Origin of the sequence: Rhodococcus mengyinensis (assembly GCF_048381435.1) — a bacterium.
GTDB classification, from domain to species: Bacteria; Actinomycetota; Actinomycetes; order Mycobacteriales; family Mycobacteriaceae; genus Rhodococcus_F; species Rhodococcus_F opacus_D.
The window spans coordinates 1-25,294 of the sequence record NZ_JBLWIT010000045.1 but is presented as its reverse complement, the minus strand read 5'-3'; the positions used below and the strand labels follow the sequence as shown (position 1 = coordinate 25,294).

Sequence of the window (25,294 nt, the reverse complement as noted above, 5' to 3'; positions counted from 1 at the left end):
CAGACACGTCCGTTGCGCGTTGCGATCGTGGGTGCCGGCCCCGCCGGTATCTACGCAGCCGACGCTCTCATGAAATCCGATGCCGCGTCTGACGGCGGGATCAGCATCGACCTCTTCGAGCGGATGCCTGCCCCCTTCGGTCTGATCCGGTACGGCGTCGCACCCGACCACCCGCGCATCAAGGGCATCATCACCGCCCTGCACAAGGTGCTCGACAAGCCGTCGGTGCGCCTGCTGGGCAACATCGACTACGGCAGCGACATCACCCTCGAAGACCTGCACAATTTCTACGACGCGGTGATCTTCTCCACCGGTGCCAACGCCGACCGCGCCCTGGGCATCCCGGGCATCGAACTGGACGGCAGCTACGGCGCCGCCGACTTCGTCTCCTGGTACGACGGCCACCCTGACGTCCCGCGCACCTGGCCCCTCGAGGCCGAGAAGGTCGCCGTCCTCGGTGTCGGCAACGTCGCCCTCGACATCGCCCGCGTCCTCGCCAAGACCGGCGACGAACTGCTGCCGACGGAGATCCCGGCCAACGTTTACGAGGGACTCAAGGCCAACAAGGCCGTCGAGGTCCACGTGTTCGGTCGCCGCGGACCGGCGCAGGCCAAGTTCACCCCCCTCGAGCTGCGTGAACTCGACCACTCGCCGACGATCGAGGTCATCGTCGACCCCGAGGACATCGACTACGACGAGGGCTCCGAGCAGGCGCGCCGCAACTCCAAGCAGGTCGACATGGTCGCCAGCACCCTGCAGGACTGGGCCATCCGCGACGTGGGCAACCGGCCGCACAAGCTGTTCCTGCACTTCTTCGAATCGCCCACTGAGGTGCTCGGCGAAGACGGCAAGGTCGTCGGCCTGCGCACCGAGCGCACCCAGCTCGACGGCACCGGAAACGTCAAGGGCACCGGCAAGTTCAACGACTGGGACGTGCAGGCCGTGTACCGCGCGGTGGGCTACCTGTCGCAGAACATCGCCAAGCTCCCGTTCGACGAGCAGGCCGGCACCGTCCCGAACGAGGCCGGACGCGTCATCGCCGACGAAACCGCCGAGGGCAACGACCGGTTCATGCCCGCCACCTACGTCACCGGCTGGATCAAGCGCGGCCCGGTCGGCCTGATCGGCCACACCAAGGGCGACGCGAACGAGACCGTCGCGAACCTGCTCGAGGACCGGTCCGGCTTCGCCGAGCCCGCCAACCCGTCCGAGGACGCGATCATCGACTTCCTCGAGGGCAAGCAGGTCCCGTACACCACCTGGCAGGGCTGGTACCGCCTCGACGCGCACGAGCGCAGCCTGGGCGAGCCCGAGGGCCGCGAGCGAATCAAGGTCGTCGAACGCCACGAAATGGTCGCGGCCAGCGAGCCCGACAAAGCGCGGAACCGATAGACTCCATCGCCGACACTGTCTGGAGACGCGCCTATTGCCTCACGTCAATATGCCCGCGAAGTCTGATTCGTTGACTCATTTGTGGATGCCCGCGTGACGGGTGCCTTTCGGGCTGGCCCTGCCTTGCTGGTGGTTAGCGTCAGCAGTTCGGTGGTGAGCGCCTGGATCCGGCGTTGGAGGGCGGCGGGGTTGATGCCCGCGTAGGTGTCGGCAAGGATCTCCTTGTCGTGTTTCCCGACCGCTTTGTGGTGTTCGGCGCGCCGGTGTGGGGTGGTCGCGACGTCGTACTTCTTGGCGACCTTCGCGCCGTTGCGGACCTTCGAGACGAGTTTCTGTTGTGGGCAGAAGTAGTCGGCCAGGTTCGACTGCAGCGCCCAGATCTTGTTGAGCAGCAACAATTCTGCCTCGGTGTCGTAGCGGTGGTAGCCGACGATGGCGCGCACGATCGCCCAGTTCTTCTGCTCGACATGAGCGCCGTCGTTGGAGTTGCCGGGCCGCGACCGGGTGAAGGTGATCTCGCGTTTCTCGCACCACGCGAGCAGGTGATGATTGATGAACTCCGAGCCGTTGTCTGTCCACGCCCAGGATCGGGAACGGCATGATTCTCGCGATCTCGTCCAGGGCGGCGATCACCCATTTGCGGGCCTTGTTGCGCACGGAGCGGTTCTCGGTCCACCCGGTGGCGATGTCGGTCACCGTCAGCGTGTAGGCATGTTCACCTTCGGCGTTGCCGCCCTCATGGCCGACCAGGTCGATCTCGACAAACCCCGGTTTCGCGTCGTCCCAGTCCGCCCACGTACGGATCGGGATCTGCGACTTGAGCACCGACCCAGGCTTGGTGTGGCTGCGGCCCCCCAGCTCGTGCTTGCGCCGTTCAGGGGTCAGGCGCCGGTCGATGGTGGCCGCCGACATCGACACCAGCAACGCAGCGGTGTCGTCGTCGATGTCCAACTCGCCGAAGTGGCGCAGCCGCGGCACCAGCTCGCCCAGGATCGGGGCCAGCCGCTTGCCGGCGGGCATCCCCAACACTACCCAGCAGAAGATCAGCGCGGCAATGACGTTCGGACCGTACGTCGGTGGACGCGGCGTCCGCGGGCGCACCACCCGCGGCCGCAGTGCGCCACGCAACGCCTTACGGGCATGATCGCGATGCCAGCCCGTGGTGGCGCACAACTCGTCCAGGATCCTCGCCTTACCGGCCTTGTCCGCCCGCTTGTAGCGGGTCGCGATCGTCTTCGTCACGGCTTTGCGCTCGGCCATCGTCAATCCCATCCTCCGGCGGTAGCGCAACCCCGCACGCACGCTCAAGCGACACGCCGCACGCGGGCATTCTCGAGTGCGTCAACGAAGGCGGCTACGCGGGCATTTTCGATGAGTCAACGCGCCTCCACCGTTGCTGCCGGCGGGTCCGGAAGCGCACGGACAAGTCGTAGCAGGGTGCTGCGTCCGACGTGCACGCCCAGTGCTGTCGCCAGTCGGGCTCCGGCGCGGCGGGCCAGCGCCAGCCCGATCCTTTCGAGGATTCCCCGCAGCAGTGGGGTGCGTCGCGCATATCGCGTGGTCACACCGTCGATCTGCTCGGCGAAGGTGCGCCGGTCGCACGCGGTCGAACTGCACAGGAATCGGCGCACCCGCAGGACGAGGCGACTCGGTCGATTACCGATCGCGGTGTCGACCACCGTGCGTTCGTATCGGCTGTGCACTCGCTCGGAGGTATCACCGCAGGTGGGGCAGGACGCCGACACCGACAGTGGGGAAGCGCGAATGCTCACCCCGCCCTAAGTGACGTCGATCGAATCGATCGCGACACCCACCAGGTGGGGAAGCAAAACACGCAGGTCACAACAGCTTCCGGAACACCAGCAAGATCATCTCTCACAATCCCCACCCCACCGGGGGCGACACGCGGAGAACACGACCATCACGGAAAGTGGGCCAGAACCACTTCAGACTGCCAGAGCCACGATGTCGGTGGCTCGGAACGTCGGCATCGTCCTTCTCAACTGTTCGACGGACTGCTGACCGCGGCACCCGCGGTCTCGAAGACTTCGTCCGTCTCGCACGATAGTCTTGACTTCTTCTAACCTCCAGAACGATTCCTAAAACCAGTAAACACGCAGAGATCGGCCGGGCGCGACGCAGGGTGATATCGGCCACCCCTGGGCACCTACACCGACAACGCATCGATCACCCGAACGAATTGGGCACGAATTGAATTGGTGTCCGATTGGTCGCAAACGGAGTGCACAACCGCTCGCACCCAGGCCCGCGAATTCTTGGGTGCCTGGGTGCGAAATTCGTCGAACAATGCGATGGGATAGGACCGCACGTCCCGACGGGTTGCGGCTGTGGACTCGTGCAGCATCGTCGTGGATGCAGCCCTGACGTTCCGTGAGATCGCTGGGGAGTTCAGAAGGTGACGCTCCGCGACACCGCTGTACTTACACCTAAACAAAGCGCCGCGAGACCGAAATGCCCTTCACCCCAATCGCAGTGGACCGATAGCGCTAAGTGAGCCACCGGAACCGCATCGAGCGCTCCCCTACGCTTTAGAAGCGATACCGTTCAGTTAGTGATGTTTGCGATACGATGAGGTGTGCCTCGGAGTGGATGGGTGAAGCCGGTCTCGGATCGGCGGTTGTCGGATGTGGTGTCGGTGGGGTTGTTGACCAGGGTGTTTCCCGCATCCTTGGTCGATGAGGTGGTCGCGGAATGCGGTCGCAGGGAGCAGCGCAGTAGGTCGTTGACCGCTCGCGTGACGGCGTATTTCTCGATCGGCATGGCATTGAATTCGCAGGGCTCCTACGAGGAGGTCTTCGAGCAGCTGACCGACGGTTTGTCGTGGTCGTCGGGATGGTCGCAGTCCTGGTCGCCGCCGACGAAATCGGCCATATTTCAGGCCCGTTCACGTCTGGGATACGAACCGGTGCGGGAGCTGTTCCGCCGTGTCGCACGACCTCTCGCCGACACGGGTACGCCCGGATCCTGGCTCGCGGGGCGCCGGTTGGTGGCCCTCGACGGGACCTGCCTCGACCTGCCCGACACCCCGGCCAACGCCGAGCATTTCGGGCGGCCCGGATCGAGTCGCGGCGAGCAGTCCGCGTTCCCGCAGGCACGATTGGTGGCGGTCGCCGAGTGCGGCACCCACGCGGTCTTCGACGCCGCGATCGGATCGTGCCGCACCTCCGAGCGGGAGCTGGCGCACGATCTGATGGACACCCTCGAACCGGGAATGCTGCTGCTCGCCGACCGCGGCGTCTACGGATTCGGCATGTGGACCCGAGCCGCCGCCACCGGCGCCGATCTGCTGTGGAGAGTCGCATCAACGCTCTCGCCTCGGCACCTCGAGACCCTCGACGACGGATCCTGGCTGGCGCAGATCGTCCCCACCTCCGGAAGGAATCGGCGGCAGCGCGCACTGACGGTGCGCGTGATCGACTACACCCTCGACGACGGGCGGGAGAACCCCGAGCAGTACCGGTTGCTGACCACGATCCTCGACCCCTCCGATGCACCTGCCGAAGAGTTGGCCCTCGCCTACGCCCAACGGTGGGAAATCGAGAACACCTTCGACGAGCTGAAAACCCATCAGCGCGGACCACGCGCCGTGCTGCGGTCGAAATCGCCACCGCTGGTGCAGCAGGAAATCTGGGGGCACCTGTGCTGCCACTACGCCATCCGCACCCTCATGCTCGATGCCGCGACCGCCGGCGGTCACGACCCGGACCGGGTCTCCTTCGTCGCCGCCCTGCGGATCGCCCGACGATCCCTGTCCCACAGCTCCTTTTCCCCCACATAACCACAACGCTGCCACCAGATTGTGGAACCGCGGCATCGACAAATCATTGCGTCGAATCAATCCCGCACGCCGCCACCGCGCCAACCCCCAGGTCGTCAAACGCAAAGTCCTCAAGTGGGCCGCCAAACGCGCGCACCACCAACACCATCCACAACCCACCCAGCCGCCGATATGCACCATCCTTGTTCACTAGCTGAACGGTATTGGCTTTAGGAGTTCCCGCACTCCCCTCAACGGGGCTCTTCAATTCAATCTTGAGCGGGCAACCTCGGATTTGAGATCCCTGGAACACCGGCTTCATCGACTGTCCGACAACCGGGGATCCTGGTACAGAAGGGCGCACCACACGGCGGCGTTGATCGCCCGCCTGAAAACAACGCACGCCGCAGTTCCGGGAGGCGATCGAATACGTGGCCATCGACCCCGCGGGACTGCTGCCGAACGAGACACTCGTGGTCGATGATCTCCATCTGCTTCAGTTGGCGAACAAACGCAGATCACCAAGGTTACGCCGGCGGAACGCCTGGAAACTCTGAGATCGCGGCGGCAGCAAACTCGACCCCGAGTGAGCGGATCGCGGCGATTGCTTCCCGCATGAGAACGTCTCTCGGGCCAATGCCCGCACCGAGGGCTACGACCCCCGCTCGCGAAACCGCCAAACGCGCCGAGGAGTGGTGGGAACTGTACGGCGGATACGCTTCCACTACACCCGGCACCCAGCGGGCCGCAGCTCAGACTTCATACTGGACCGCCCGCACCGTGTTGAAGAGTCCTCAACGGAGGGAACGGACCTGCCCCTGCTGGTGCCCGCGCTGGCTCGTGACGCGGGCACCGTAGCTCGGTTCGGTTATCCAGCGCGCGCTCCTGCTGCATCGGCAATCGCTGTTACGGAAACTGGTTCGGTCACAAAATCCGCAAGATCCGGATCATGTGTCATTGCCCAATAGTCGACGACCCGGTAAGGCGAGTTCGTGACCACCCTGCCCTGAGAATTACGGTAGTACGTCGACATTCCGGGATGGCTCCATACCATTTGCGAATGTTCGGCGTCGATTTCTCTGACCCATCGATCATGCGGTTCGACCCGGCACTCCACCGCGCCGTGCCCCTCACGGACCATCCGCGTGATCAGTTCCACGATGTAACGCCCCTGAGACTCCCCTATGAAGAAGTAGGACCCCCCCGCGCCAGAGTTTGTGTTGGGTCCATACATGAAGAACAGGTTCGGGAACCCTGGCGTGGTGATTCCGAGGTACGCCGTAGCGTCGTCATCGCCCCACGTGTCGCGCAACGAGCGCCCACCCCGACCGATCACCTCGATTGGCTGGAGGTAGCGAGACGCATCGAACCCAGTGGACAGCACGATCACGTCTGCGTCGAATTCTTCACCGGCACTGCTCACCACGCCTGTTCGAGTCACCTCCGAGACCCCGTCCGTAACCAGTTCGACGTTGTCCTTCTTGAGTGCAGCGAACCAGCCGTTGTCGAGCAACATCCGTTTGCCGAAGGGTGGGTAGTGCGGCAAGCACTTCTCGATTAGGTCCGGTCGATCCTCGAGCTGGGAGGTGAGATGCCTGGTGAAGTAGCGACGATGCCCGTCATTAACGGCGTTGAGAGAGCGATCCGAATGCTTCCAGTCCGGGTCGATCTTCAGCGATGCGTGGACACGGTCGTTAAACACCCAGGCCAACCGGAACCTGTACCACGCATGATAGTTCGGGACATTTTCCATCAACCAATGAACCTCTTCCGGCACCGGCGCGAAGTATTCGTCGCTGGCGCCGATCCACTGCGGCGAACGTTGAAATACCGTGAGGTTGGCTACCTCGTCTGCCACAGCGGGAACAACCTGCATGGCGCTCGCACCAGTACCGACGACGGCGACGCGCTTACCCGCCAGATCTAGACCGTCCTGCCATTGCGCAGTGTGGAATATCGGTCCTTCAAAGGAGTCCATTCCTGGTATCTGCGGCAGTTTCGGCTTGTTGAAGAGACCAACGGCGCTGATGACGGCATTACCTGTGAACTCCTGAGTAGCGCCGTTTCGATCGCGGGAACTCACAGTCCAACGCTGCGCCGATTCGTCGTAGACCGCCGACTCCACCTCTGTTTCGAAAACGATGCTCCGGCGCAGTTCGAAGTGGTCTGCGACCTCGTGGAGGTATTCCACCATCTCATCCCGCTTGCCGAAGTGCGTCGACCAATTGCGCGGAAAGAACGAGAAGGAGTAGAGGTAGCTCGGCGTGTCCACACCCGCTCCCGGATAGGAGTTCGTGAGCCATACCCCGCCGACATCGGGATTGCGCTCAAGGATCACGAAGGGAATGCCGGCTTCTTTCAAACGAATCGCGGCGATCATGCCGGATATACCCGCACCGATGATCACCACAGAGAAGTCACCGGCTTGTACCGGTTCAGTTTTCGGCGCTGGTACGAACCCCATCTCCTCCCGCATCAATCGCTCGTACTCGTCCGGGATCTCCTCCCCCATACAGGTACTGAGCATCTGTTTGAGCAACTCAGGCTCCGGAACTGGGACCACAGGCGGAGCACCACGCGACCACTCGACAATCGCGGATACGGCGTTCAATCGGATTACGTCGGCAACGTCAGGAGGAAACCCACCGGAATCGTTCGGGCCCAAGCCCCGCGCACGTTGCGGGCGGTAAGGGTCCTGGAGCCATCGCTCATCCCCGGTCAGTTGGAAGAGCACCATCGTCAGCGTGGGCAGGTTGGCAACTTGAACCGCTTGGCGGAGGCGGACCTCATCGATCGGACCCCGCGGATTCATCATCGACGGCACATGCTCTCCTTCAGTGTTGTGGCACGTTGCCAGATACGTCATCTAAATCGTCTTAGATATTGTGCCCCACACACCAATTATTTCGCAACACCTGCGGCGGCGCACCGGTCTGTTTTACCTGGTAAAGCCAGCCACAGGTAGGGGACAGTTGATACGAAGTGAACATAGATTATGGTGGCGCAACCTCCCGTCAGGTTGACACACCAGGGGCGTTACCGGCACCCGCAAGACACCAACGGCGCCCGCATGGAGTATTCCCAACTGGGAACCGACCACACGGGCGCCGCTCGGTCTCGGCACCGCCTACTTGCGCGCCATCAGCGCTTGGGCGCACGACCTAACCGCCGCCGCCAGTCGTGAGCGCCCAAGAACCGCACCATCTTCGCCTGGAAGCGGCTCTTTTTCGGCACGTAGGGATACCAATGCGCTTCGGACTTCAACTTGATTCGTTCGGACACCACCGACTGCTGTCGACAGAACTTGAGCATGCCGGGGGCTCCACCAGAGCGACTGCCCACGCCCGACTGCTTCCAACCGCTCATCGGTATCGTCATCTGGAACGTACTCATCATGACGTTGTTCTGGTTCACAGCTCCCGCCTCAACCTGACGCGAAATACGGTCCGCGCGTCTATGATCCGACGTCCACACACTCGCGCTCAGCCCGTACGGGGTGTCGTTGGCAAGCTGGACGGCCTCACGCTCATCCCCCACCTTCATGATCGGCAAAGTGGGACCGAAGGTTTCGTCTCGCATACACAGCATCGAGTGATCTACATCGACCAGAACAGTCGGTTCGAAGAACTGCCCGGTCTCGGCCCGCTTTCCGCCGGTGAGCACGCGCGCCCCCTTCGCGAGGGCATCGTCAACGTGACTTTTCACTATGTCGATCTGCGCCGGAGTGCACATCGCTCCGACGTCGGTTGCGAAGCTGCCGTCGGGGTCCATTCCCTGTCGAAGATTCGCGACCTTCTCGGTCACCTTCGAGACGAATTCGTCGTAGACCGGAGCCTCGACGTAGACCCGCTCCACGGAAATGCATATCTGCCCGGAGTTCCACATCCCACCCCAGGCCGCAGCGCTGGACGCCCGGTCGATGTCCGCATCTGCCAGTACGATCATCGGATCTTTACCGCCGAGTTCAAGACTGCATGGAATGAGCCGCTCGCCGGCTCGTGCCGCGATCTTGCGCCCGGTGCGGGTCGAGCCGGTGAACATCACCATGTCGACCTCGTCTACAACCGCTGCGCCGGCCTCGGCACCGCCCGTGATATTCGCGAGTACGGGTGGTGCTCCAATGTCCTCGAGCCAGCCACGCGAGGCCTCGGCCCAGGTGAAGGGTGTGACTTCCGACGGCTTGAAGAGAACAGTGGCGCCAGCCATTAGGGCTGCCACGCCATCGAGCATCGGGCCGCCGAGTGGCCCGTTCCACGGAGTGATCATGCCGACCAGCTGGTACGGGCGGGCGAAAACTCTGAGGCGTTTGGTCATTCCCGCTGCTCCCCAGCTGCGAACCTTTCGGTCAGCGAGGAACTCAGCGGCGTGACCGCTGTAGTAATTGATCAAATCAACGGCCATCGCGATCTCGAGCGAGGCGTCACCCCACGACTTGCCGGTCTCCTCCTGCATGATCCCGATGAGGTTTGCTTCGTTGTCGAGAATCCAGTCGAGGAATTTCCGCATATGCTTCGCGCGGCCGGTCGGTCCGATCGCCTCCCATTCCGGCTGCGCTTCACGCAGTTGTTTCGCGGCCGAAGCGACTCCTGCCGCACCCAGGTCGGGAACTCGGCCTACGAGCCGCCCGTCAGCGGGGCAGCGTACCTCGATCATGCTCCTTCCCTCGGAGGGACCGGTGGAGACGGCCTGCTCCGTGGTTTCTGCTGTCATGTCGACTGTCCTCTCTCGACGCAGAGCGATCGAGCATCTCTGCGTATGTCGTCGTGCAACTCGGCCGGCTAGCGACAACTGAAGTGGAATCGAGCCGCCGTTCGCGGGCGCATGGCACTCCGTTTGGGTCCGTGCTGTCGCAGAAATCTAACAAAATTTCTACATCAATGAATTGAAACACACTAGCTGTCAGGCCCGCTAGGGCTGATGGCGTCACCGAGGCGACCAAGTTTCGGTCCGCGAGAAGCCCGGAGATTGGCTCACGTCTAGAGTCTCCGGGGCGGGCGACGCCAGAAGACCGCAAGCTGTGTGGCCGCCGCGGCCACACCGAGACCTGCGGTGACTGCGGCACGCTGCATACCAGAGGATCGGGAATCGGCACGTATGAGCCGGTCCACACTCCATCGCCCGGGCCCCAGCGCACTGACCGCGACCGATGCCATGGCTAGATTGAGCACGTACTCATAGCCCTCCGACGTGATGAAGAATCCGTTCTCCTTGTGCACTGTGCGTGCGGCAACCGCCATGGTGGCGACAACAGCCGAAGCAGCAAGTGGAGTAGCAATTCCAGCGATCAGTGCGGCGCCTGCACCGACCTCCACGATCGCGCTCGCACGAGCCTGAATTTGAGGCTGGCGGAACCCGATCGATTCGAACCAACCTGCAGTCCCGTCCAACGTCCGGCCGTGTTTCACGCCATGCGCGACCATCGTCGTGCCGACGACCGTACGGAGTCCAATCCTTGCCAACTCGATACCATTCATTGCGCGATGCGCTCCTTTCATCGAATGCGGGGCAAGAACCTGCCCACGCGGTCGGAGTACTCGGCGAAGAGTTCTCCCTGCTTTCTGATAAGGGCTGGTTCCCGGACACCTCGCACATGTACTCGGGCTGCTGCCAACATCAGAATTGCGCTGAGAACCGAGAGGACCGTCGGGACCATCAAGAGCATTCCCCCGTTCGCGATCGCCATTCCGGTGAATCCCGGATTCCGCGTACGGCTGAAGACTCCGCGCGTCGCGAGCGGTGAGCCGCCAGACGACCCCGCACGCCGCGCTGCACCCACTTGAACCTGCGCGATCAACACGACGCTCACGCCGAGTAGTAGCAGGGCAGCGCCGATGGTCACTAGACCCGGTTCTGCGAGCAGATCGAGATCGATCGGTTCCACCGCGCCGGTGAGAACGGCGATGGGTGCCAGAATGCCGAGCAGAGCTGCCGCGCCGAACAGGATGCGCGCCCACCACACCGCACTGCCCCATACCGCACGTCGACGCGGCCACAGACCCCGGCCGAGCGCGTGTCGGCGCGTGATCCATACCGCCGTGAGCGCCAGGACTCCCAGCACCGTCGCAACTACACTCGCCACCCGTCCTTCGAACGGCACTGCGAAGCGGTCAAGGATCGACAAACCGGTCAGTTCCGACACGGCACGGTCGGCAAGCCACAGTGCGAATCCGAAGAACAATGCAGATGCCCCCAGCTGGACTACTTGAGCATCCAAATGCCGGCCCATCCGTATTCCGATCCAGATCGCCAGCGCGTCGGCAACGACCATGCCCGCGGTTGACCCCAGCCATACTCCGAACCAACCGTTCTGCGCCGACAGTGCGATCGTGGCGAGCATCGTCTTGTCACCGAGTTCGGCGAGGAAGAAGGCCGTGGACACCGCAATGATGACAGAGCGAACGCTGCGACGCGCTCTTGCCTCGTCCTCCTCGCTCAGGCTGTCACCATGCAGCGTCCACACTCCGAACCCGACGAAGGCGATTGCCGCCGCCAATGAGGTCCAGCCCGGAGTTGTCGAGCCTCCGAGACCGTGGCCCACCGCAACAGAGATCAGATGGACCGACGACGTTGCAATCGTGACACCAAGGAGAACGGGAAGCGGACGGAAACGAGTAGCAAACGTCAATGCCATCAGCTGTGACTTGTCGCCGAGCTCCGCCACGAAGATCACGCCGAAGCTGATAACCAACGTGAATACGAATCCATCCATGACATGGCCTCTCAGGTTGGCGATCGGAGCCGTCGGGCGGGTGTCTTCGGACTGACCGCGGGCGGATGGGTTGAACTTTGGGCCCGATCTGGTGGTCGAAAAGTCGCAGTGCCCGTAGCAGCTTTGCCCGTTTGTCAGCCGACTCGGGATTTCTGGAAAGCGAGGGTGGCAATCACCGGAAACATATTCTAAACTGAATCAGATTTAGGCTAACCGCTGGCCACTGCCTTGACAACCCCGAGCGGCCGTCCTGGACGTCACCGACGCGTGGCGCCGGGGCCGCCGTTCCGCTCACGAAAAGGTTTGCGCCACATCCCCGCCACCTCAGGAGAATCCACAGCGGACTAGCGACGAAGCCGGTGCATCAACATGCCCCTCGCGGCAATCACCCGAAATCACACAACCACGGAGGCCAGAATGAGCAGCAGCATTACCGAGTCCACCACCATCCAAGCGCCCATCGAAACCGTCCAATCGGTGATCCTCGATGTGGAGGCATACCCCATCTGGCAGAAGGAAATGCAGAAGGTGGAAATCCTGGAAAAAGATGATCAGGGCCGGCCGGCCACAGTGAAGTTCGATGTGTCCGCCATGGGTCAGAAGGCGGGATACACGCTCGCCTTCAGCTACCCCGACAGCTCCACGATCACATCAACCCTCACCGAGGGGGACATGATCGTGAAGCAGGAGCAGACCTATCAGCTCGTCCAAGACGGCGCCGGCACGAAGCTCATCTATTCGTTGGATATCGCAATCAAATGGACGGTGCCGGACTTCATGCTTAAGTCGATCATCAATAAGGGGATCAAGGGGAACCTCTCCGGAATCAAGACCCAATCAGAGAAGTAGTCCGGCTGCTGACACGGATCCGGTACCGCGGTGCGGTACCCGGATCCGTGTCAGCAGCCGCTCTCACGCTAGGGAACAGTGGTTCTCACGAAGACTGTTGTGTCAGCGAACATCCACATCGAGGGCTTCGGCGGCGCTCGCAGCGAGGACCAGGGCCGCCCGACGCGCTGTACAGACCAGCTCGCCCCGCTGGTTGTGCCCCCGATGCTCGAAGGTCACGATGCCCTGGCCGGGCCGTGAGGACGACTCGCGCTTGGCAAGGACCTCAGTCTCAGCGGTCACCGTGTCTCCGATGAAAACAGGTGAAGCAAAGGCGATCTCGGAGAAGCCCAGGTTTGCTACCGTCGTCCCCTCGGTGAGGTCGGCTACGCTCAGACCGACCACAGTCGACATCGTGAACAGGCTGTTCACGAGCCGCTGACCGAACTCACGGGTTTCGGCAAACGCGGCATCGAGGTGCAGACTCTGGGTGTTCATCGTCAGGGTCGTGAACAGCAGGTTATCTGCCTCGGTGACCGTTCGTCCTGGACGGTGTACATAAACGTCGCCGATCACGAGTTCATCGAAGTACTTTCCCCGGCGAGTGTGAACAGTCATCGTTGTGCTCCTACCTGATTGACCAGAGAATCTCGATGGTTAGGATGTGCGATCGCGATCAAAGCCTCCGTGCGCTCGCGGGCGCTGAGCCCATCCAGGCGCGCGACCCCGTACTCGGTGACGATGGCGTCGACCATCGATCGCGGAATAGTGACGGTGCCGCCAGGACCGATCGACGGGACGATGCGGGAATGAGCACCATCGGAGGTGGTTGACGGTAGCGCGATCACGCGTAGCCCCCCGGCTGATCGGCTCGCCGCGTCGACGAAATCGAGGCTGCCCCCGATACCGGAAACCTGTCGGCCGCGAACCATCTCGCTGTTTACCTGCCCGGTCATATCCACCTCGATCGCAGTATTCACGGAAACGAACCGTCGAATACCGCCCAGAACGGCGGCGTCATGCGCAATCGACGATGGGTACACGCTCAGCGCCGGGTTGCAGTCGGCAAACTGCATTATGCGCTCTGTTCCCATCAGTTCGGGCGACATGATCGCGGGCTCATCGCCGGCAGCGGGGATGACCCCTCTCTCGAAGAGGTCGACCATCTCGTCGGTGGCCATGCCTGCAAATCGCACAGATTCGAGGTCGGCGTCTCCGAGCGAGCTCACGACGGTTTCGGGAATCGAGCCGATGCCGATCTGCAATGTGGGATGCGCGGGGAGCAGGCTCAGAACATGAGAGGCGATCTTGTTGCTCGTCTCATTTGGCTTCGCTGACTCGTAGCGCGGTGTCGGGTCTGCGGTGTCGACAAAAGCGTCGAAGACGGATCGGTGGACGGTTGTACTTCCAAACGTTCTGGGAAGCGCGGGGTCGACCTCACCGATGCGCACACTCGCCATTCGCAGGGCGTCGAGGCTATAGCCTGCAGACGGCCCCACCGAACAGTAGCCATGTCCGTCCGGTGGGCTCACGCGGACCACCGCAACGTCCACGCCACGGCGTCCCAGGTAGCTCCCAACTTGGGAGGCACGAAGCGGCACGTATTCCACGACACCGCCGGCGACGAGTGCGCGTATCGGCGCCATCACATGCCATGTGCGATACCGTAGGTCACGGTTCGTCACTGCATCGATGAACGGGTAATCCCCGAGCAGTAGACCAGAACTCAACGTCCATCCGCGGCCGGGAGCGTCCTTGCCCAGAGCGTGCAGCATCGTCGTCGGGGCTCCACAGCCTGGCGCTGCGACGATATGGGCACCGTCGCCGACCAGTGCAAGAGCCCGTGAAGGATCAAGAATTCTCGGGTTGCTCATTTCAAGCCTGTCGTCTGGGTGGCGGCAATCGCCTCTTCCGAGAATGCGTCATCGAAGGCAAGATCGTCGGATTGGAATTCGTCGACCTCCACGACGCGACCGTCTTCGATCCGGTAGACCAGGCACTCCCTGAGCCTCACCGTTCGGCCACCGACCTGGACGATGCCGAACTGATAGGCCGCCGCGTAACCGTCGCTCGCCGTGATGTCGATGATGTCGAACCTTGCAGCACCAGTGAAGATGCGTTTCATCTTGCCGAAGAGCGACAGGATTGCCCGGCGTCCCTCGTAGACTCCGGATAGAACGTTGTCCCCGGGAACATGCCAGACGCATTGGTCGGCGAGGATAGCTTCGATCTCGTCACGATTTTGGTCGGAAAGGGCCGCCATCAGTCGGCGGACAACCAAGGCATTCGGGTGCTCGTCCACGTCATCCTCCATTTTTCGATGATTGCCGCCGGTCGGCAGGGTGTCGGATGCGGGCGCTTGCGCTGCCCGTCAGCACGGTGACACCGTCCTGATTGGTCGTGTATACCTCCAGGTCGACGTACCGGCCATCCGCTTCCTCGCGCACCGCAGTGACTTCCACGGTGGCGGTCAGTGTGTCACCCGGCCAAACCGGGCTCCTGAAGCGGGCACCGTAGTAGATCAGTCGATCTCGGCTGATAACCTCCGCAAGAACACATTCCGTGGCGGCCATCACCATCATTCCGTGCGCCATGACACCTCGATAGCCGTCACGAACAGCGCTCGGCTCGTCGGTGTGCAGTGGACTGTAGTCACCCGAAGCGCCCGCGTATTGCACGATCTGAGTGCGTGTGATCTGCTCGCACACCACCCGTTGGAGGCGGCTACCGACCGTGAGGTCGTCGTGCACGAATCCGGTCATGTCGACCCTGTCCCGTCCGAGACGGCGAACTCGGTCTCAACCAGAACCATCCGCGAGCGTATGACTATTTCGCCGGCTTGATCCCGGTACTCCTTGACCACCTCCCGGAAGTTGAGTGATCCCGCGCGACGACTCTCCTTCCGCCACCGTCTACCCTCGAACTCCTCCACGGTCAGCTGATCGCCAACCCGCACCGGACGCGAGTACTCGAAATGCTGCTCGGCGTGCAGCACACTGCCTCGGCCGTGCGGAGAATCGGCACCGGAGGCCCGCATTCCTTGCATATGCTTCGGGTCGTACTGGACAGCCGCGGAGGGGAATGTCGTAGGAACGACAGTCCCCACGGCGGGCGAAGCGGCCACGAGATTCTCGTCGCCGACAGCGCGTGCGAAGGCGAGGACATGTCCTGGTTCCACTCGAAATTCGTGGCTGGTCATATCAGACGTCTTGGATGACAGGCCGGAATCGTGGCAGCGCCCCGGCCCCGCCGGTGGCGGCGAAGACCACTTCGACCGTCTGACCGATGTGGAGGTCGGCTGGCTCACACTCCACGATGTTGGTGATCATCTTCGGTCCCTCGTCGAGAGCGACCATGGCCAACACGTATGAGCCCGCTGTCGCGTACTCGAGTATCCCGCGGGTCGTCACGGTGTAGCTGTAGATCGTGCCGCGCCCGGTTGCCTCGAAGTCGTCCAGACCGGTGCTGTGGCAATTCGCGCAAACAAAGCGGGGGTAGTAACCCGCACGTCCACAATCGGAACACCGCTGGAGGAGTAGCTTGCCTTCGAGCGTGGCGGCCCAGAAGCTCGCGGTCTCCGGTTGGATTTCCGGATTCGGGCTTGGAAGTTCCGTGGTGCTCATGCGCCCTCCCTTCCCAGAATGACCGTGGCGTTGCCCATCCGGGTGGACAGCCAGCCGCCGGTGCCGTGTGCCAGCGCCAGCTCACAATCGGGAACCTGTACTGCCGGATGCGCCTCATTGCGTAACTGCCGGACGGCTTCGATTATCTTCGTCATGCCACCCCTGTTCGCCGGGTGGTTGTTGCAGAGCGAGCCGCCGTCAGTGTTGAACGGCAGCCGACCGTTGGGCGATTGTAGGGCGCCGTCCTGAACGAACTTGCCGCCTTCACCCTTTGGGCAGAATCCGAGGTCCTCCAGCGCGAGAAGCACGGTGATGGTGAATGAGTCGTAGAGACCCACGTAGTCGATGTCGGCTCGGCTCACACCAGCTTCGCCAAAAGCATCGGCGCCGGACCGGACGCCACCGGTGGTGGTGATGTCCTGCCAACCGCCCCGTGTGTGTTCGACGGCCTCGCCGTGACCCAGGATCTTGACACAGTGGCGATCGAGGGTGGCCGCGATATCGTCCGCGACCAACACGAGTGCACCGCCGCCGTCAGTGACCACGCAGCAATCCAGCCTGTGCAGTGGTGAGCTCACGATCGGCGAGTTCACCACTTCTTCGACTGTGACGACCTTGCGTAGCATCGCATTCTCGTTGTACTGCGCGTGTACGGAAGCAGCTACCTTGATCTCGGCCAACTGTTCGCTGGTCGTACCGTACTCGTACATATGACGTTGCGCTGCAAGCGCATACAGTGCACTCACGTTGGCCCCGAAGATCGGCTCGAAGTACTTCTCCGGCGGCTCACCCATCAACTGACCGGGAGCGCGCAACGACGTCGTCCGCGGCCTCCCACCGAGCGTGATCAACGCAACGCGACACTTACCCGACGCGATTGCGGCAGCAGCATGTCCGACATGAGACATGTAGACCGACCCACCCATGTCCGAACTGTCCATGTGGCGCAGGTTCAGACCGAGGTAGTCGGCCATCGCAAGACCACCCAGACCTGGCGCGTCGGCACCGCAGAAGTACCCATCGACATCGGCGAGACCGAGACCCGCATCCGCCAAGGCGCCCAGGGCGACCTCCGCATGAATCTGCGGAATGGATTTGTCGGGCAACTCACGACCGGGATGCTCGTACGCTCCCGCAATGAATGCTTTCCCCTTGATCGACATCAGACGAACGGGTTCGGAGGGGCGGCATCGACGATGGGCTTGAACGTCTCTTCGGCTTCTTTCGCCAGTTGATCGAGGTCCCACGGGCCTCCCGAGCCGATGGTGACGAGTGGCTGCGGATCACTGTAGAGGGAAAGTTCATAGCCCCTTGCGTGGATGACCCGGCCGTTGCACCATCCCGAACGCTCGGACGCGAGGAAGGCCGCGACGGGCGCGATATTGTCCGGCGAGAGTTCGTCGGCTGCGAGGCCATCCACACCGGAAACCTTCGCGGTATCGGTCATCCGGGTCGCGGCCGCAGGAGAGATGGCATTGGTGGTGACGCCGTACCGCTTCAGGGCGACGGCGCACGAGTAGGTGAGTCCGACGATGCCCATCTTCGCTGCCGAGTAGTTGGGCTGGCCTGGTGCACCGTGCAGACCGGCTCGCGAGGTGTAGTTGATGATCCTGTTCTGCGCGTTCGGATCGCCAACCTTGCGCCAGTGAGCGGAAGCGGGTCGGATGGTGTTGAAGTGGCCCTTGAGGTGAACCCTGATCACGGCGTCCCATTCCTCTTCGGACATGTTGAAGATCATTCGGTCACGTAAGATCCCGGCGACATTCACGAGAATGTCGAGCTTGCCGAACCGCTCGATCGTCGAATCGACCAGATCGCGCGCCGCTTCGTGGTCGGAGATGTCGGCGCCGTTCGTAACCGCCGCCCCGCCGGCAGAAACGATGTCGCGGACGAGGTCATCGCCGGGACTGCCATCGGATTCGAGCCCGCTCAGCGAAGCGCCGATGTCGTTCACTACGACCGTCGCGCCTTCAGCGGCGAAGAGCTTCGCAACCGATCCGCCGATGCCGCGGCCCGCTCCTGTCACGATCGCAACGCGTCCATCCAGGGTTCCCATGTGTGGTTCCTCTCGTCCTGCGTGATTCTGAGCGGATCCTTCCGCTCGGTCGTTCAGCTCTTGGGCGCCTCAGCGAACCGCGATTCGCGGTGCCGACGGAGAGGCGCAACGCTCAAACTCTCGACGATATTTCATAACTTCCAATTGCTCTTATAGAGCACCACCGCATGGCAATCGGAAGAACATCGACTATCTAATTCTAACATGATTTTGTTGCTGGACCACTAGTCGCAAGCAACTGGATTACTCGCAGCAACAGATGCCACTTCGCTCGGGATACCGCCGCCGCCTCGGCAGGTATCCCGAGCCAGGTCACCTCGATTGTGAATCTCGAACAAAACCAGTCAGTATGCAACTTTCGTCGGCAAGCTGATCGGCCCGCGCGCGAATGCCGGGCGGTACTTGACCTCGTAGCCTGGCTCGAGTTCGAAGACGCTGAGCTCGCTGATGGCCTGTACCGCGGCGCGGATCTCGCGGCGAGCCAGATGATTTCCGAGACAACGGTGAACGCCGGCGCCAAATGCCAGATGCGCGTTTGCGTTAGCGCGTTCGAAGTTGAGAGTGTCCGGTTCCGGGAACTTCTCCGGATCGCGGTTGGCGGCCGCCCAGTTCAGCAGAATCCGGTCTCCAGCCTTCATCGGGCAGCCGGACGCCTCAGCGTCCTGGGCGAGGGTACGACCGGCGGTCGGCACCGGGCTGTCGTAGCGCAGGAATTCCTCGACATGCCGATCGAGTGTCTTCGAATCGGCGTCCCGAAGACTGACCCGCAGTTCATTGTCGGTGCCAAGCGTGCGTGCGATTCCAGCCAGCGCACCCATGGTGGTTTCCATTCCTCCCAGAACCATGAGATTCATCGTTTCCACCCGGGCCCGCTCGTCGAGATCGAGTCCATCGTCGACCTCGCCGGTACCCATGTGAGCAATGGTCCCAGCGAGATCATCCGTGCGGCCCTCGGCTCGACGCGACTCCAGGAGCTCCGAGAGGAACATCAACAGCTGGGGAGCAGCCTCCATCACCCTGTCGGGCTGGGTCAGCAGCATATCGATGAGCTCCATGATCCAACCGATTTCGGATGCCTTCTTGTCGAGGAACGTCTCGAAGAACACGATCGGTGGCAGTTGCGAGGTAAACTCGGCAACGAAGTCAGCCGGACTCTTCTCTACGCACCGCGCGATGAGTTCGTCGACTGTGGCCCGAATGCTCGGTTCCGTCTGCGTCAGCGCTTCGGGTGTGAAGAACTTGTTGAGCGCCTTCCGCACGCCACGGTGGAGCGGCGGGTCCGTCTCCAGCGGGACCATTCTCATGATGTCGAGGTCGAACTGAACCGGCGACGCACCGTCGGCGCTGCTGTAGACACTCCAGTTCGTTGCCGCAGCCATCACATCTTGGTGCTTGTTCAGCACCCAGAATCCGGATTCGTCTGCGCTCCAGTGCGCGGTACTCCACGCGACAGGGCATCGCTCGCGCAAGTCGTTGTTCCGCGGCCAGAAGTCATCGGCCAGCTCGGGGTCGAGGGGACTGAAATTCACCGCCTCCGCCGCCGCATCGGGGGCAGGGTCGCCCACATCCGTGACACCAAGGGCAGGCTCGTTCATGATGAAGCTCCTAGTTTGATATTCACTCACGCGGCGGTCAGTTCCAGCCATTTCCGTCATACCGGCATCAGGTGATCCGTAGGTCGAAGCAGATTTCTGCGCTCCGCCGGACGAAATTCTGTGTTCCATTAGAACGACTCTGTTTCTATCTCCTGCTAGGTCGACTGTCAAGTACGTCACATCGTCGCTTCATTCGACCAGTACACCGCAGTTCGCACACGGTCGTGCCCCTTCCTCTACAACCGCGCTCGGAATACGGTGGTGCGTCTTTTTCGGTTTTGATTTAGACTACCGGAATGGCAGCTGAAATCCGTGCGGTCCAGCGCTTTGACCCGCTGCCGTTGACACCCGGGACATGGCCCCGGGCTGAAGGTCGGCCCTACCGGCAAGAGGATGGAGATGAGCCGTGGCGAAACTGACTTACAAACGCCTCGATGGTGACGACGTGATAGTGGAGGTCGATGAAGGAACCTCGGTGATGGAAGCAGCGTTGGCGAACGGCATCAGTGAGATCGTGGCCGAGTGCGGCGGGACGCTGGCCTGCGCTACCTGCCACGTCTACGTCGACGATGCCGACATCGAGCGCCTCGGTGCACCCAACGAAGACGAGGAGGAGATGCTCGACTACACCGCCTCACCGCGGCTTCCCGGCAGCAGGCTCAGTTGCCAGCTCACGCTCGGGCCCGATCTCGACTCGCTGGTTGTGCGCCTCCCCCCGGAGCAGTACTGATGCCGGCCCAGACGGTCGTCATCGTCGGTGCCGGGCAGGCAGGATCGCAGACCGCGACTTCGCTCCGCGAGGAAGGTTTCGCCGGGCGCATCATCCTCATCGGCGACGAGCCGCACCTGCCCTATCAGCGGCCTCCGCTGTCCAAGGGCCACATCACCGGGAATTCCTCACGTGACCGACTCTGGCTCCACCCCCGCAGCTTCTACGAACAGCACGAGGTCGAAGTACGGCTTTCTGAGCGCGTCACCACAATCGATCGAGCTGCTGGCACCGTGCTACTCGATTCCGGGGTGCCTCTTGGCTACGACCACCTCGTCATCGCAACCGGTGCACGGAACCGGAGCCTCCCACTGCAAGGTGCCGCGCTCGACGGAGTCGTCGGATTACGCACGCTCACAGAAGCAGACGATATTCGTTGTCGCCTGGCCGATGTCAGCAACGTCGTTGTCGTCGGTGGAGGATTCATCGGACTAGAGGTTGCCTCGACGGCGGTGAAACTGAAAATACCCACTGTCGTCATCGAACTCGCTGATCGCCTGATGGGCCGGGTCCTGTCCCCTCGAATGGGAGACTATCTTCTGGATGCGCACCGGTCTCGGGGCCTCCACGTGGAACTCGGCGTCAACGTCGCCAACTTCTCAGGACGCGACGGTCGTGTCACTACGGTGACTACGTCCGACGGCCGAGAATTCCCCGCAGATCTCGTTCTCGTCGGCGTGGGGGCAGTACCCAATACCGAGCTCGCAGAGGCTGCCGGACTCCCGACCGACAACGGAATCCTGGTCGACGAGTTCCTCACAACCGCGGATCCGAGGATCTCGGCCGTAGGCGATTGCGCTGCGTGCCCCAACCCCTATGCGCAAGGACGGATAGTCCGTTTGGAATCCGTCCACAATGCGACCGCGCAACCACGATGCCTTGCCGCTCGGATCGCAGGCACTCCAGAGCCTTATCACAGTGTGCCCTGGTTCTGGAGCGATCAGGCAGACCTCAAGCTCCAGATCGCCGGACTCACGACAGGCAGCGACGAATCGGTTGTGCGCGGCAGCCCGGCGGACGGAAAGTTCTCAGTGTTCTGTTTCGACGACGGGACACTACGCGCGGTCGAGTCGCTCAACCGCCCCGGTGACCACATGGCCTCTCGCAAGCTGCTTTCCGCGGGTGGCACACTCACCCCCGAGCAGGCAGGCGACACCGCGTTTGACTTGAAAGCTCATATCGCGACCCTCGTATGACGCTCGGTTTCCGAAGGGGACTCCCCGACACCGCTGAGCCCGGCCGGAGGATCACCGGCTTCACCGGATATCACCACACGGCTAGCCTCGGCAACTCCCTCCACGCGATGAACTCGCCGCCCGCAGGCATTTGCCTTCGTCCGTCGGCGCCGAACGATTTGGACTGAAATGGATATATTCGAGAGCACCCGGCCTACAGGTTCTGTCACCTACGGTTCTCTACTCGAGGCGACCCGACGTCTCGTCGACGCCGTCGCTTCGGTCTCCGCGACAACCGAATCCGAAGACGTCGTACGCACCAGCACCGCCAATATCCTGAGCACGTGCGCAACTCTGGAAGCGCACAGCGTCGACTCAAGCCTGTCTTCGGCAGGCAATCGGCGTGATCTTCCCGGCAGAGGCCACCCCACACTTCCTCCAATCCTCATTGAGGATGAATCTACCGAGCACACCAGCGGCCGGATCACATTCCGACGCGCCCACGTCGCGGGCGGGATCGCTGCGCACGGTGGTACCGTGTCCCTGCTCTTCGACGAGATGCTGGGAACTCTCGCAGCCAGAGGTCGCGATCGGTCGCGCACCGCCTATCTGCACGTCAACTACCGCCGCATCACACCAATCGACGTCGAACTACGTTTCGAAGGACGGATCGATCGTTCAGAAGATCGAAAGATCTTCGCCGAGGGCCGACTGCTCCAGGGGTCGGATGTGTTAGCCGACGCCGAAGCCCTATTCGTCGTGCTCAGACCCGACCAACCTTAGTGGTAGCCGAACGCTGGGCAAGCTCTTGCGGTGCACCACGAAGACACCTTCGAATCGCATGGTGTGGTGCAATCCTCCCGCCATATCTGCGGGACCGGTAAACAGCCGATCCGGGCTGCTACATGCATCACAGCAGGGCCTGAACTCAGCGACGGCGAAGCCGCTACCCCGGGTCTATGCGGGTTGCCTGCGAAAGGAGAGTTGACGTGAACACCACGTCCGGGGCAGAGGACTCATCGGAGGTGGGTCCACTTCCGGACCGAAACAAGGTGGTGACACGCCACATCCTCGAACACCAGGCCGCCGTGCGCCCGCGCGAACTGTGCGCGCTCGGTTCGGACGGTGAAACATGGAACTGGGCAAAGTCTCTTGAGAACGCGCAACGCGCGGCCGGCGCTCTTGCGGACCGCGGTGTGTGCCGGGGAGATCACGTCCTGATCCTTCTGCCGAACGGTCTGAGCTGGCTGCGCGCTTGGTGGGGTGTCAGCATCCTGGGTGCTGTCATGGTCACGGTGAATACGGCCTACCGCGGAGAAACCTTGCGTCATGCATGCACAGAATCTGCCGCGTCCGTGATCGTCACCGATGCAGTCCTCGGTGAACGCATCGACCAACTCGGACTCGACCTCACCGTCGTGTCGCCAGCTGAACTTGCAGGAGGTACTGCGGCAGCTCCAGTTCTGGACCCCCCACTGGAAGCGTGGGACGTGCACGCCGTCAACTTCACGTCCGGCACCACGGGCACCGCGAAAGGTGTGCTGACACCGTACCTAGCAACCTACATGGGCGGCGTGAACGCAATGGGAGAAGGCGGCGGACTCAGGCACACAGACCGATGGCTGGTAGACACTCCACTGTTCCATGTCAGCGGGCAGATGACTGCGCTGGTCTGCATGTCCGCCGGGGCAAGCCTCGCCATACGCGACCAATTCTCCGGATCTCGCTACTGGAACGTTCTCGCGGAAACCAGGGCGACGCATTCTCTGCTGGTAGGCACGATGGCGCAGTTCCTACTCGCGCAGGAACCCTCCCCTGAGGAGCGAAAGCATCGACTGCGAACCGTCGTGCTAGCCCCGATGGTCGCCGACCACGAGAGCTTTCGCCAGCGTTTCGGCGTCGACTTGCTCAGCTCTGTATACGGGCAGACCGAAATCAGCACTCCGCTGCTCGTGCAGCCTGGAGGGGACATCGTCCCGGGCAGCGTGGGGCGGCCGCGATCAGGGGTCGAGTTGCGGATCGTCGATGAGCACGACATGCCCGTGCCGACAGGCGAAGTGGGCGAGCTGATCATTCGGACTCACCGGCCGTGGGAGATGAACCTCGGATATGTAAAGCGCCCCACCGAGACGATTTCGGCATGGCGCAACGGATGGTTCCACACCGGCGATGCATTCCGGCGAGATCCCGATGACAACTACTACTATGTCGATCGAACGCGAGATACGTTGCGCCGCCGTGGAGAGAACATTTCCAGTTTCCAAGTGGAGGCCGAAGTGCTGGCGCATCCCGCTGTTCTCGAAGCGGCATGTGTTGGAGTCCCCGCACAGTTCGGTGAGGAAGAGGTGAAAGTCTTCGTGGTCCCGGTCGAAGGCCGAACCATAGAGCCGTCGGATCTAATCCGATTTGTCATTCCTCGACTGCCCCGGTTCATGGTGCCCCGATTCATCGAAATCGTCGCGGAGCTACCGAAGAACCAGACCCTTCGCGTGCAGAAGTTCCAGCTACGAACACGCCCGAACAACACACACACTTGGGATCGAGAGGCTGCGGGTATGCCCATACCGCACTGAATGCATGCCGAGGGGTCGAAGGCCGCCGCTATCTCGGGCTCGACGTGCTGGCCCGCTCCCGCGGTGTCCACCCGACGGCGCCGCTGCCGAACCCGCTCAGGAGGTGACTCAAGCGGCGCTGCCCGCGTAACCACCCGCCGAAGACTACGCGACGATGTCGTACACCGCCTCCCAGGACTTGACCTCATGGCCCGGTTGTTGCTGGAGCGGATCGACGCCATCGCCGGCGATGTCGTAAGTCTTGATGCCGGCATCGGAGAAGCAATGGAACCGTTTCTGTGCGCCCATGACTTGTTGCTGACCATCCCCTGTTTCAGCAGCAAAGTGGCTGTCGTCTTCATCTTCGAGACCGGAGGCGATATGGGAGTATTTCCCTCCGCCGGACACCTTGCCCGGAATGCACGAATCTGCCGGTCGATCGAGATCGAGCATGACCCGGCCGGGGAACGCCGACCTCAAGGGCGCTCGGCGTCGCAGCAATGTCATCCACGCGCTTTAATACTGCAACGGCACTTATGGGAAGTGTCCGCGACGTCGGTAGTGGGAGGTGCGGGCCTGGTGTTGTCGGCGCCGTCGCCACTTCGACCAGGACCAGATGTGCTCGTCCGGGTGGGCGTGTCGCAGGATCAGTTGCACGAGCAGGCGGCGGATCTCGGGTAGCGTGTACGCGATCATGCCCTGATCTTCGATCCCGATTCCCCTTTTATCGCTTCGGTTTTCGTCCCGGCGAGCCAGGCGAGGGCGAGCATCGACAAGGTGATGTGGGCGTACCAGGCCCGGTAGGTGCGTACCTGGT

General features: G+C 62.3%; 23 protein-coding genes and 3 pseudogenes. 7 read left to right on the top strand and 19 right to left on the bottom strand.

Features of this window, described 5'->3' with window-relative positions; translation table 11 throughout:
• Positions 1-1,392: FAD-dependent oxidoreductase (locus tag ACNJ7E_RS08555; RefSeq protein ID WP_418339612.1), on the top strand; the 1,392-nt coding region annotated here is incomplete at its 5' end.
• A 44-nt stretch (positions 1,393-1,436) separates the two neighbouring features.
• On the opposite strand, the pseudogene ACNJ7E_RS08550 reads toward ACNJ7E_RS08555, so the two are convergent.
• Both ACNJ7E_RS08550 and ACNJ7E_RS08545 read right to left on the bottom strand, forming a co-directional pair.
• Positions 1,437-2,664, bottom strand: a pseudogene (locus ACNJ7E_RS08550) (DDE-type integrase/transposase/recombinase).
• 104 nt (positions 2,665-2,768) lie between these two features.
• Positions 2,769-3,137: a transposase family protein gene (locus ACNJ7E_RS08545; protein ID WP_418339614.1), complete on the bottom strand. Its 369-nt coding sequence runs from the start codon at positions 3,135-3,137 to the stop codon at positions 2,769-2,771.
• An 851-nt stretch (positions 3,138-3,988) separates the two neighbouring features.
• Between ACNJ7E_RS08545 and ACNJ7E_RS08540 the strand changes: the two genes are divergently transcribed.
• Complete coding sequence (locus tag ACNJ7E_RS08540) at positions 3,989-5,191, top strand: IS4 family transposase (RefSeq protein WP_418339611.1); 1,203 nt, start codon at positions 3,989-3,991, stop codon at positions 5,189-5,191.
• Between the two features lie 43 nt (positions 5,192-5,234).
• On the opposite strand, the gene ACNJ7E_RS08535 is transcribed toward ACNJ7E_RS08540, so the two are convergent.
• The 5 genes and pseudogenes from ACNJ7E_RS08535 to ACNJ7E_RS08515 all read right to left on the bottom strand — a co-directional run.
• Positions 5,235-5,609, bottom strand: coding sequence for a hypothetical protein (locus tag ACNJ7E_RS08535; protein WP_418339610.1), 375 nt, complete (start codon positions 5,607-5,609; stop codon positions 5,235-5,237).
• 429 nt (positions 5,610-6,038) lie between these two features.
• On the bottom strand, positions 6,039-7,985 hold the full coding sequence (locus ACNJ7E_RS08530) for a flavin-containing monooxygenase (RefSeq protein ID WP_418339613.1): 1,947 nt from the start codon (positions 7,983-7,985) through the stop codon (positions 6,039-6,041).
• Between the two features lie 326 nt (positions 7,986-8,311).
• A complete protein-coding gene (locus tag ACNJ7E_RS08525; protein ID WP_418339609.1) occupies positions 8,312-9,880 on the bottom strand; it encodes an aldehyde dehydrogenase family protein in 1,569 nt (522 codons plus the stop codon).
• A gap of 266 nt (positions 9,881-10,146) precedes the next feature.
• A complete protein-coding gene (locus tag ACNJ7E_RS08520; protein ID WP_418339608.1) occupies positions 10,147-10,644 on the bottom strand; it encodes a DoxX family protein in 498 nt (165 codons plus the stop codon).
• Positions 10,645-11,183: 539 nt separating this feature from the next.
• Positions 11,184-11,879: pseudogene (locus ACNJ7E_RS08515) on the bottom strand (TMEM165/GDT1 family protein); the annotation flags it as partial.
• Between the two features lie 417 nt (positions 11,880-12,296).
• On the opposite strand from ACNJ7E_RS08515, the gene ACNJ7E_RS08510 reads away from it, so the two are divergent.
• A complete protein-coding gene (locus ACNJ7E_RS08510; RefSeq protein ID WP_418339607.1) occupies positions 12,297-12,728 on the top strand; it encodes an SRPBCC family protein in 432 nt (143 codons plus the stop codon).
• A gap of 102 nt (positions 12,729-12,830) precedes the next feature.
• Here ACNJ7E_RS08510 and ACNJ7E_RS08505 read toward each other — a convergent pair whose 3' ends face one another.
• The 9 genes from ACNJ7E_RS08505 to ACNJ7E_RS08465 form a co-directional block, all read right to left on the bottom strand.
• Positions 12,831-13,325: a MaoC family dehydratase gene (locus tag ACNJ7E_RS08505; protein ID WP_109335954.1), complete on the bottom strand. Its 495-nt coding sequence runs from the start codon at positions 13,323-13,325 to the stop codon at positions 12,831-12,833.
• Complete coding sequence (locus ACNJ7E_RS08500) at positions 13,322-14,581, bottom strand: acetyl-CoA hydrolase/transferase family protein (protein ID WP_418339606.1); 1,260 nt, start codon at positions 14,579-14,581, stop codon at positions 13,322-13,324. The genes ACNJ7E_RS08505 and ACNJ7E_RS08500 overlap by 4 nt, the downstream gene beginning before the upstream one ends.
• Positions 14,578-15,021, bottom strand: coding sequence for a nuclear transport factor 2 family protein (locus ACNJ7E_RS08495; RefSeq protein ID WP_016881721.1), 444 nt, complete (start codon positions 15,019-15,021; stop codon positions 14,578-14,580). The genes ACNJ7E_RS08500 and ACNJ7E_RS08495 overlap by 4 nt, the downstream gene beginning before the upstream one ends.
• Complete coding sequence (locus ACNJ7E_RS08490; RefSeq protein ID WP_418339605.1) at positions 15,011-15,469, bottom strand: MaoC family dehydratase; 459 nt, start codon at positions 15,467-15,469, stop codon at positions 15,011-15,013. The genes ACNJ7E_RS08495 and ACNJ7E_RS08490 overlap by 11 nt, the downstream gene beginning before the upstream one ends.
• Positions 15,466-15,906, bottom strand: coding sequence for an FAS1-like dehydratase domain-containing protein (locus tag ACNJ7E_RS08485; protein ID WP_418339604.1), 441 nt, complete (start codon positions 15,904-15,906; stop codon positions 15,466-15,468). The genes ACNJ7E_RS08490 and ACNJ7E_RS08485 overlap by 4 nt, the downstream gene beginning before the upstream one ends.
• A gap of 1 nt (position 15,907) precedes the next feature.
• Positions 15,908-16,330, bottom strand: a complete 423-nt coding sequence (locus ACNJ7E_RS08480) for a Zn-ribbon domain-containing OB-fold protein (protein ID WP_418339603.1) — start codon at positions 16,328-16,330, stop codon at positions 15,908-15,910.
• On the bottom strand, positions 16,327-17,493 hold the full coding sequence (locus ACNJ7E_RS08475) for a thiolase domain-containing protein (RefSeq protein WP_109335949.1): 1,167 nt from the start codon (positions 17,491-17,493) through the stop codon (positions 16,327-16,329). The genes ACNJ7E_RS08480 and ACNJ7E_RS08475 overlap by 4 nt, the downstream gene beginning before the upstream one ends.
• Positions 17,493-18,386, bottom strand: a complete 894-nt coding sequence (locus ACNJ7E_RS08470) for an SDR family NAD(P)-dependent oxidoreductase (RefSeq protein ID WP_418339602.1) — start codon at positions 18,384-18,386, stop codon at positions 17,493-17,495. The genes ACNJ7E_RS08475 and ACNJ7E_RS08470 overlap by 1 nt, the downstream gene beginning before the upstream one ends.
• A 344-nt stretch (positions 18,387-18,730) precedes the next feature.
• The gene (locus tag ACNJ7E_RS08465) at positions 18,731-19,981 is read right to left on the bottom strand and encodes a cytochrome P450 (RefSeq protein WP_230990351.1); all 1,251 of its coding nucleotides are present in this window, start codon (positions 19,979-19,981) and stop codon (positions 18,731-18,733) included.
• A gap of 406 nt (positions 19,982-20,387) precedes the next feature.
• Here ACNJ7E_RS08465 and ACNJ7E_RS08460 point away from each other — a divergent pair, with 406 nt between their 5' ends.
• From ACNJ7E_RS08460 to ACNJ7E_RS08445, 4 genes are all read left to right on the top strand, one after another.
• Entirely contained in the window at positions 20,388-20,711 is a 324-nt protein-coding gene (locus ACNJ7E_RS08460) for a 2Fe-2S iron-sulfur cluster-binding protein (protein ID WP_016881728.1), read from the top strand.
• Positions 20,711-21,946 (top strand): NAD(P)/FAD-dependent oxidoreductase, encoded by a 1,236-nt coding sequence (locus ACNJ7E_RS08455; RefSeq protein ID WP_418339601.1) that lies wholly within the window; start codon positions 20,711-20,713, stop codon positions 21,944-21,946. The genes ACNJ7E_RS08460 and ACNJ7E_RS08455 overlap by 1 nt, the downstream gene beginning before the upstream one ends.
• Before the next feature lie 168 nt (positions 21,947-22,114).
• A complete protein-coding gene (locus tag ACNJ7E_RS08450) occupies positions 22,115-22,708 on the top strand; it encodes a PaaI family thioesterase (RefSeq protein WP_418339600.1) in 594 nt (197 codons plus the stop codon).
• A 206-nt stretch (positions 22,709-22,914) separates the two neighbouring features.
• Positions 22,915-24,498: an AMP-binding protein gene (locus tag ACNJ7E_RS08445; protein ID WP_016881731.1), complete on the top strand. Its 1,584-nt coding sequence runs from the start codon at positions 22,915-22,917 to the stop codon at positions 24,496-24,498.
• A 144-nt stretch (positions 24,499-24,642) separates the two neighbouring features.
• Here the strand turns inward: ACNJ7E_RS08445 and ACNJ7E_RS08440 are convergent, their stop codons facing one another.
• From ACNJ7E_RS08440 to ACNJ7E_RS08430, 3 genes and pseudogenes are all read right to left on the bottom strand, one after another.
• Entirely contained in the window at positions 24,643-24,930 is a 288-nt protein-coding gene (locus tag ACNJ7E_RS08440; protein WP_157180128.1) for a hypothetical protein, read from the bottom strand.
• Between the two features lie 81 nt (positions 24,931-25,011).
• Positions 25,012-25,173, bottom strand: coding sequence for a hypothetical protein (locus ACNJ7E_RS08435; protein ID WP_418339497.1), 162 nt, complete (start codon positions 25,171-25,173; stop codon positions 25,012-25,014).
• Positions 25,170-25,294 (bottom strand): annotated as a pseudogene (locus tag ACNJ7E_RS08430) (IS701 family transposase); the annotation flags it as partial. The gene ACNJ7E_RS08435 and the pseudogene ACNJ7E_RS08430, both read right to left, overlap by 4 nt.

Bases quoted from the DNA above. Each gene is read 5' to 3' on its own strand.
- ACNJ7E_RS08465 (WP_230990351.1), bottom strand. From the start codon at position 19,981: ATGAACGAGCCTGCCCTTGGTGTCACGGATGTGGGCGACCCTGCCCCC.
- ACNJ7E_RS08455 (WP_418339601.1), top strand. From the start codon at position 20,711: ATGCCGGCCCAGACGGTCGTCATCGTCGGTGCCGGGCAGGCAGGATCG.
- ACNJ7E_RS08450 (WP_418339600.1), top strand. From the start codon at position 22,115: ATGGATATATTCGAGAGCACCCGGCCTACAGGTTCTGTCACCTACGGT.
- ACNJ7E_RS08480 (WP_418339603.1), bottom strand. From the start codon at position 16,330: ATGAGCACCACGGAACTTCCAAGCCCGAATCCGGAAATCCAACCGGAG.
- ACNJ7E_RS08440 (WP_157180128.1), bottom strand. From the start codon at position 24,930: ATGCTCGATCTCGATCGACCGGCAGATTCGTGCATTCCGGGCAAGGTG.
- ACNJ7E_RS08500 (WP_418339606.1), bottom strand. From the start codon at position 14,581: ATGAGCAACCCGAGAATTCTTGATCCTTCACGGGCTCTTGCACTGGTC.
- ACNJ7E_RS08495 (WP_016881721.1), bottom strand. From the start codon at position 15,021: ATGGAGGATGACGTGGACGAGCACCCGAATGCCTTGGTTGTCCGCCGA.
- ACNJ7E_RS08525 (WP_418339609.1), bottom strand. From the start codon at position 9,880: ATGACAGCAGAAACCACGGAGCAGGCCGTCTCCACCGGTCCCTCCGAG.
- ACNJ7E_RS08505 (WP_109335954.1), bottom strand. From the start codon at position 13,325: ATGACTGTTCACACTCGCCGGGGAAAGTACTTCGATGAACTCGTGATC.
- ACNJ7E_RS08435 (WP_418339497.1), bottom strand. From the start codon at position 25,173: ATGATCGCGTACACGCTACCCGAGATCCGCCGCCTGCTCGTGCAACTG.
- ACNJ7E_RS08475 (WP_109335949.1), bottom strand. From the start codon at position 17,493: ATGTCGATCAAGGGGAAAGCATTCATTGCGGGAGCGTACGAGCATCCC.
- ACNJ7E_RS08485 (WP_418339604.1), bottom strand. From the start codon at position 15,906: ATGACCAGCCACGAATTTCGAGTGGAACCAGGACATGTCCTCGCCTTC.
- ACNJ7E_RS08530 (WP_418339613.1), bottom strand. From the start codon at position 7,985: ATGATGAATCCGCGGGGTCCGATCGATGAGGTCCGCCTCCGCCAAGCG.
- ACNJ7E_RS08535 (WP_418339610.1), bottom strand. From the start codon at position 5,609: ATGGCCACGTATTCGATCGCCTCCCGGAACTGCGGCGTGCGTTGTTTT.
- ACNJ7E_RS08470 (WP_418339602.1), bottom strand. From the start codon at position 18,386: ATGGGAACCCTGGATGGACGCGTTGCGATCGTGACAGGAGCGGGCCGC.
- ACNJ7E_RS08490 (WP_418339605.1), bottom strand. From the start codon at position 15,469: ATGACCGGATTCGTGCACGACGACCTCACGGTCGGTAGCCGCCTCCAA.
- ACNJ7E_RS08510 (WP_418339607.1), top strand. From the start codon at position 12,297: ATGAGCAGCAGCATTACCGAGTCCACCACCATCCAAGCGCCCATCGAA.
- ACNJ7E_RS08520 (WP_418339608.1), bottom strand. From the start codon at position 10,644: ATGAATGGTATCGAGTTGGCAAGGATTGGACTCCGTACGGTCGTCGGC.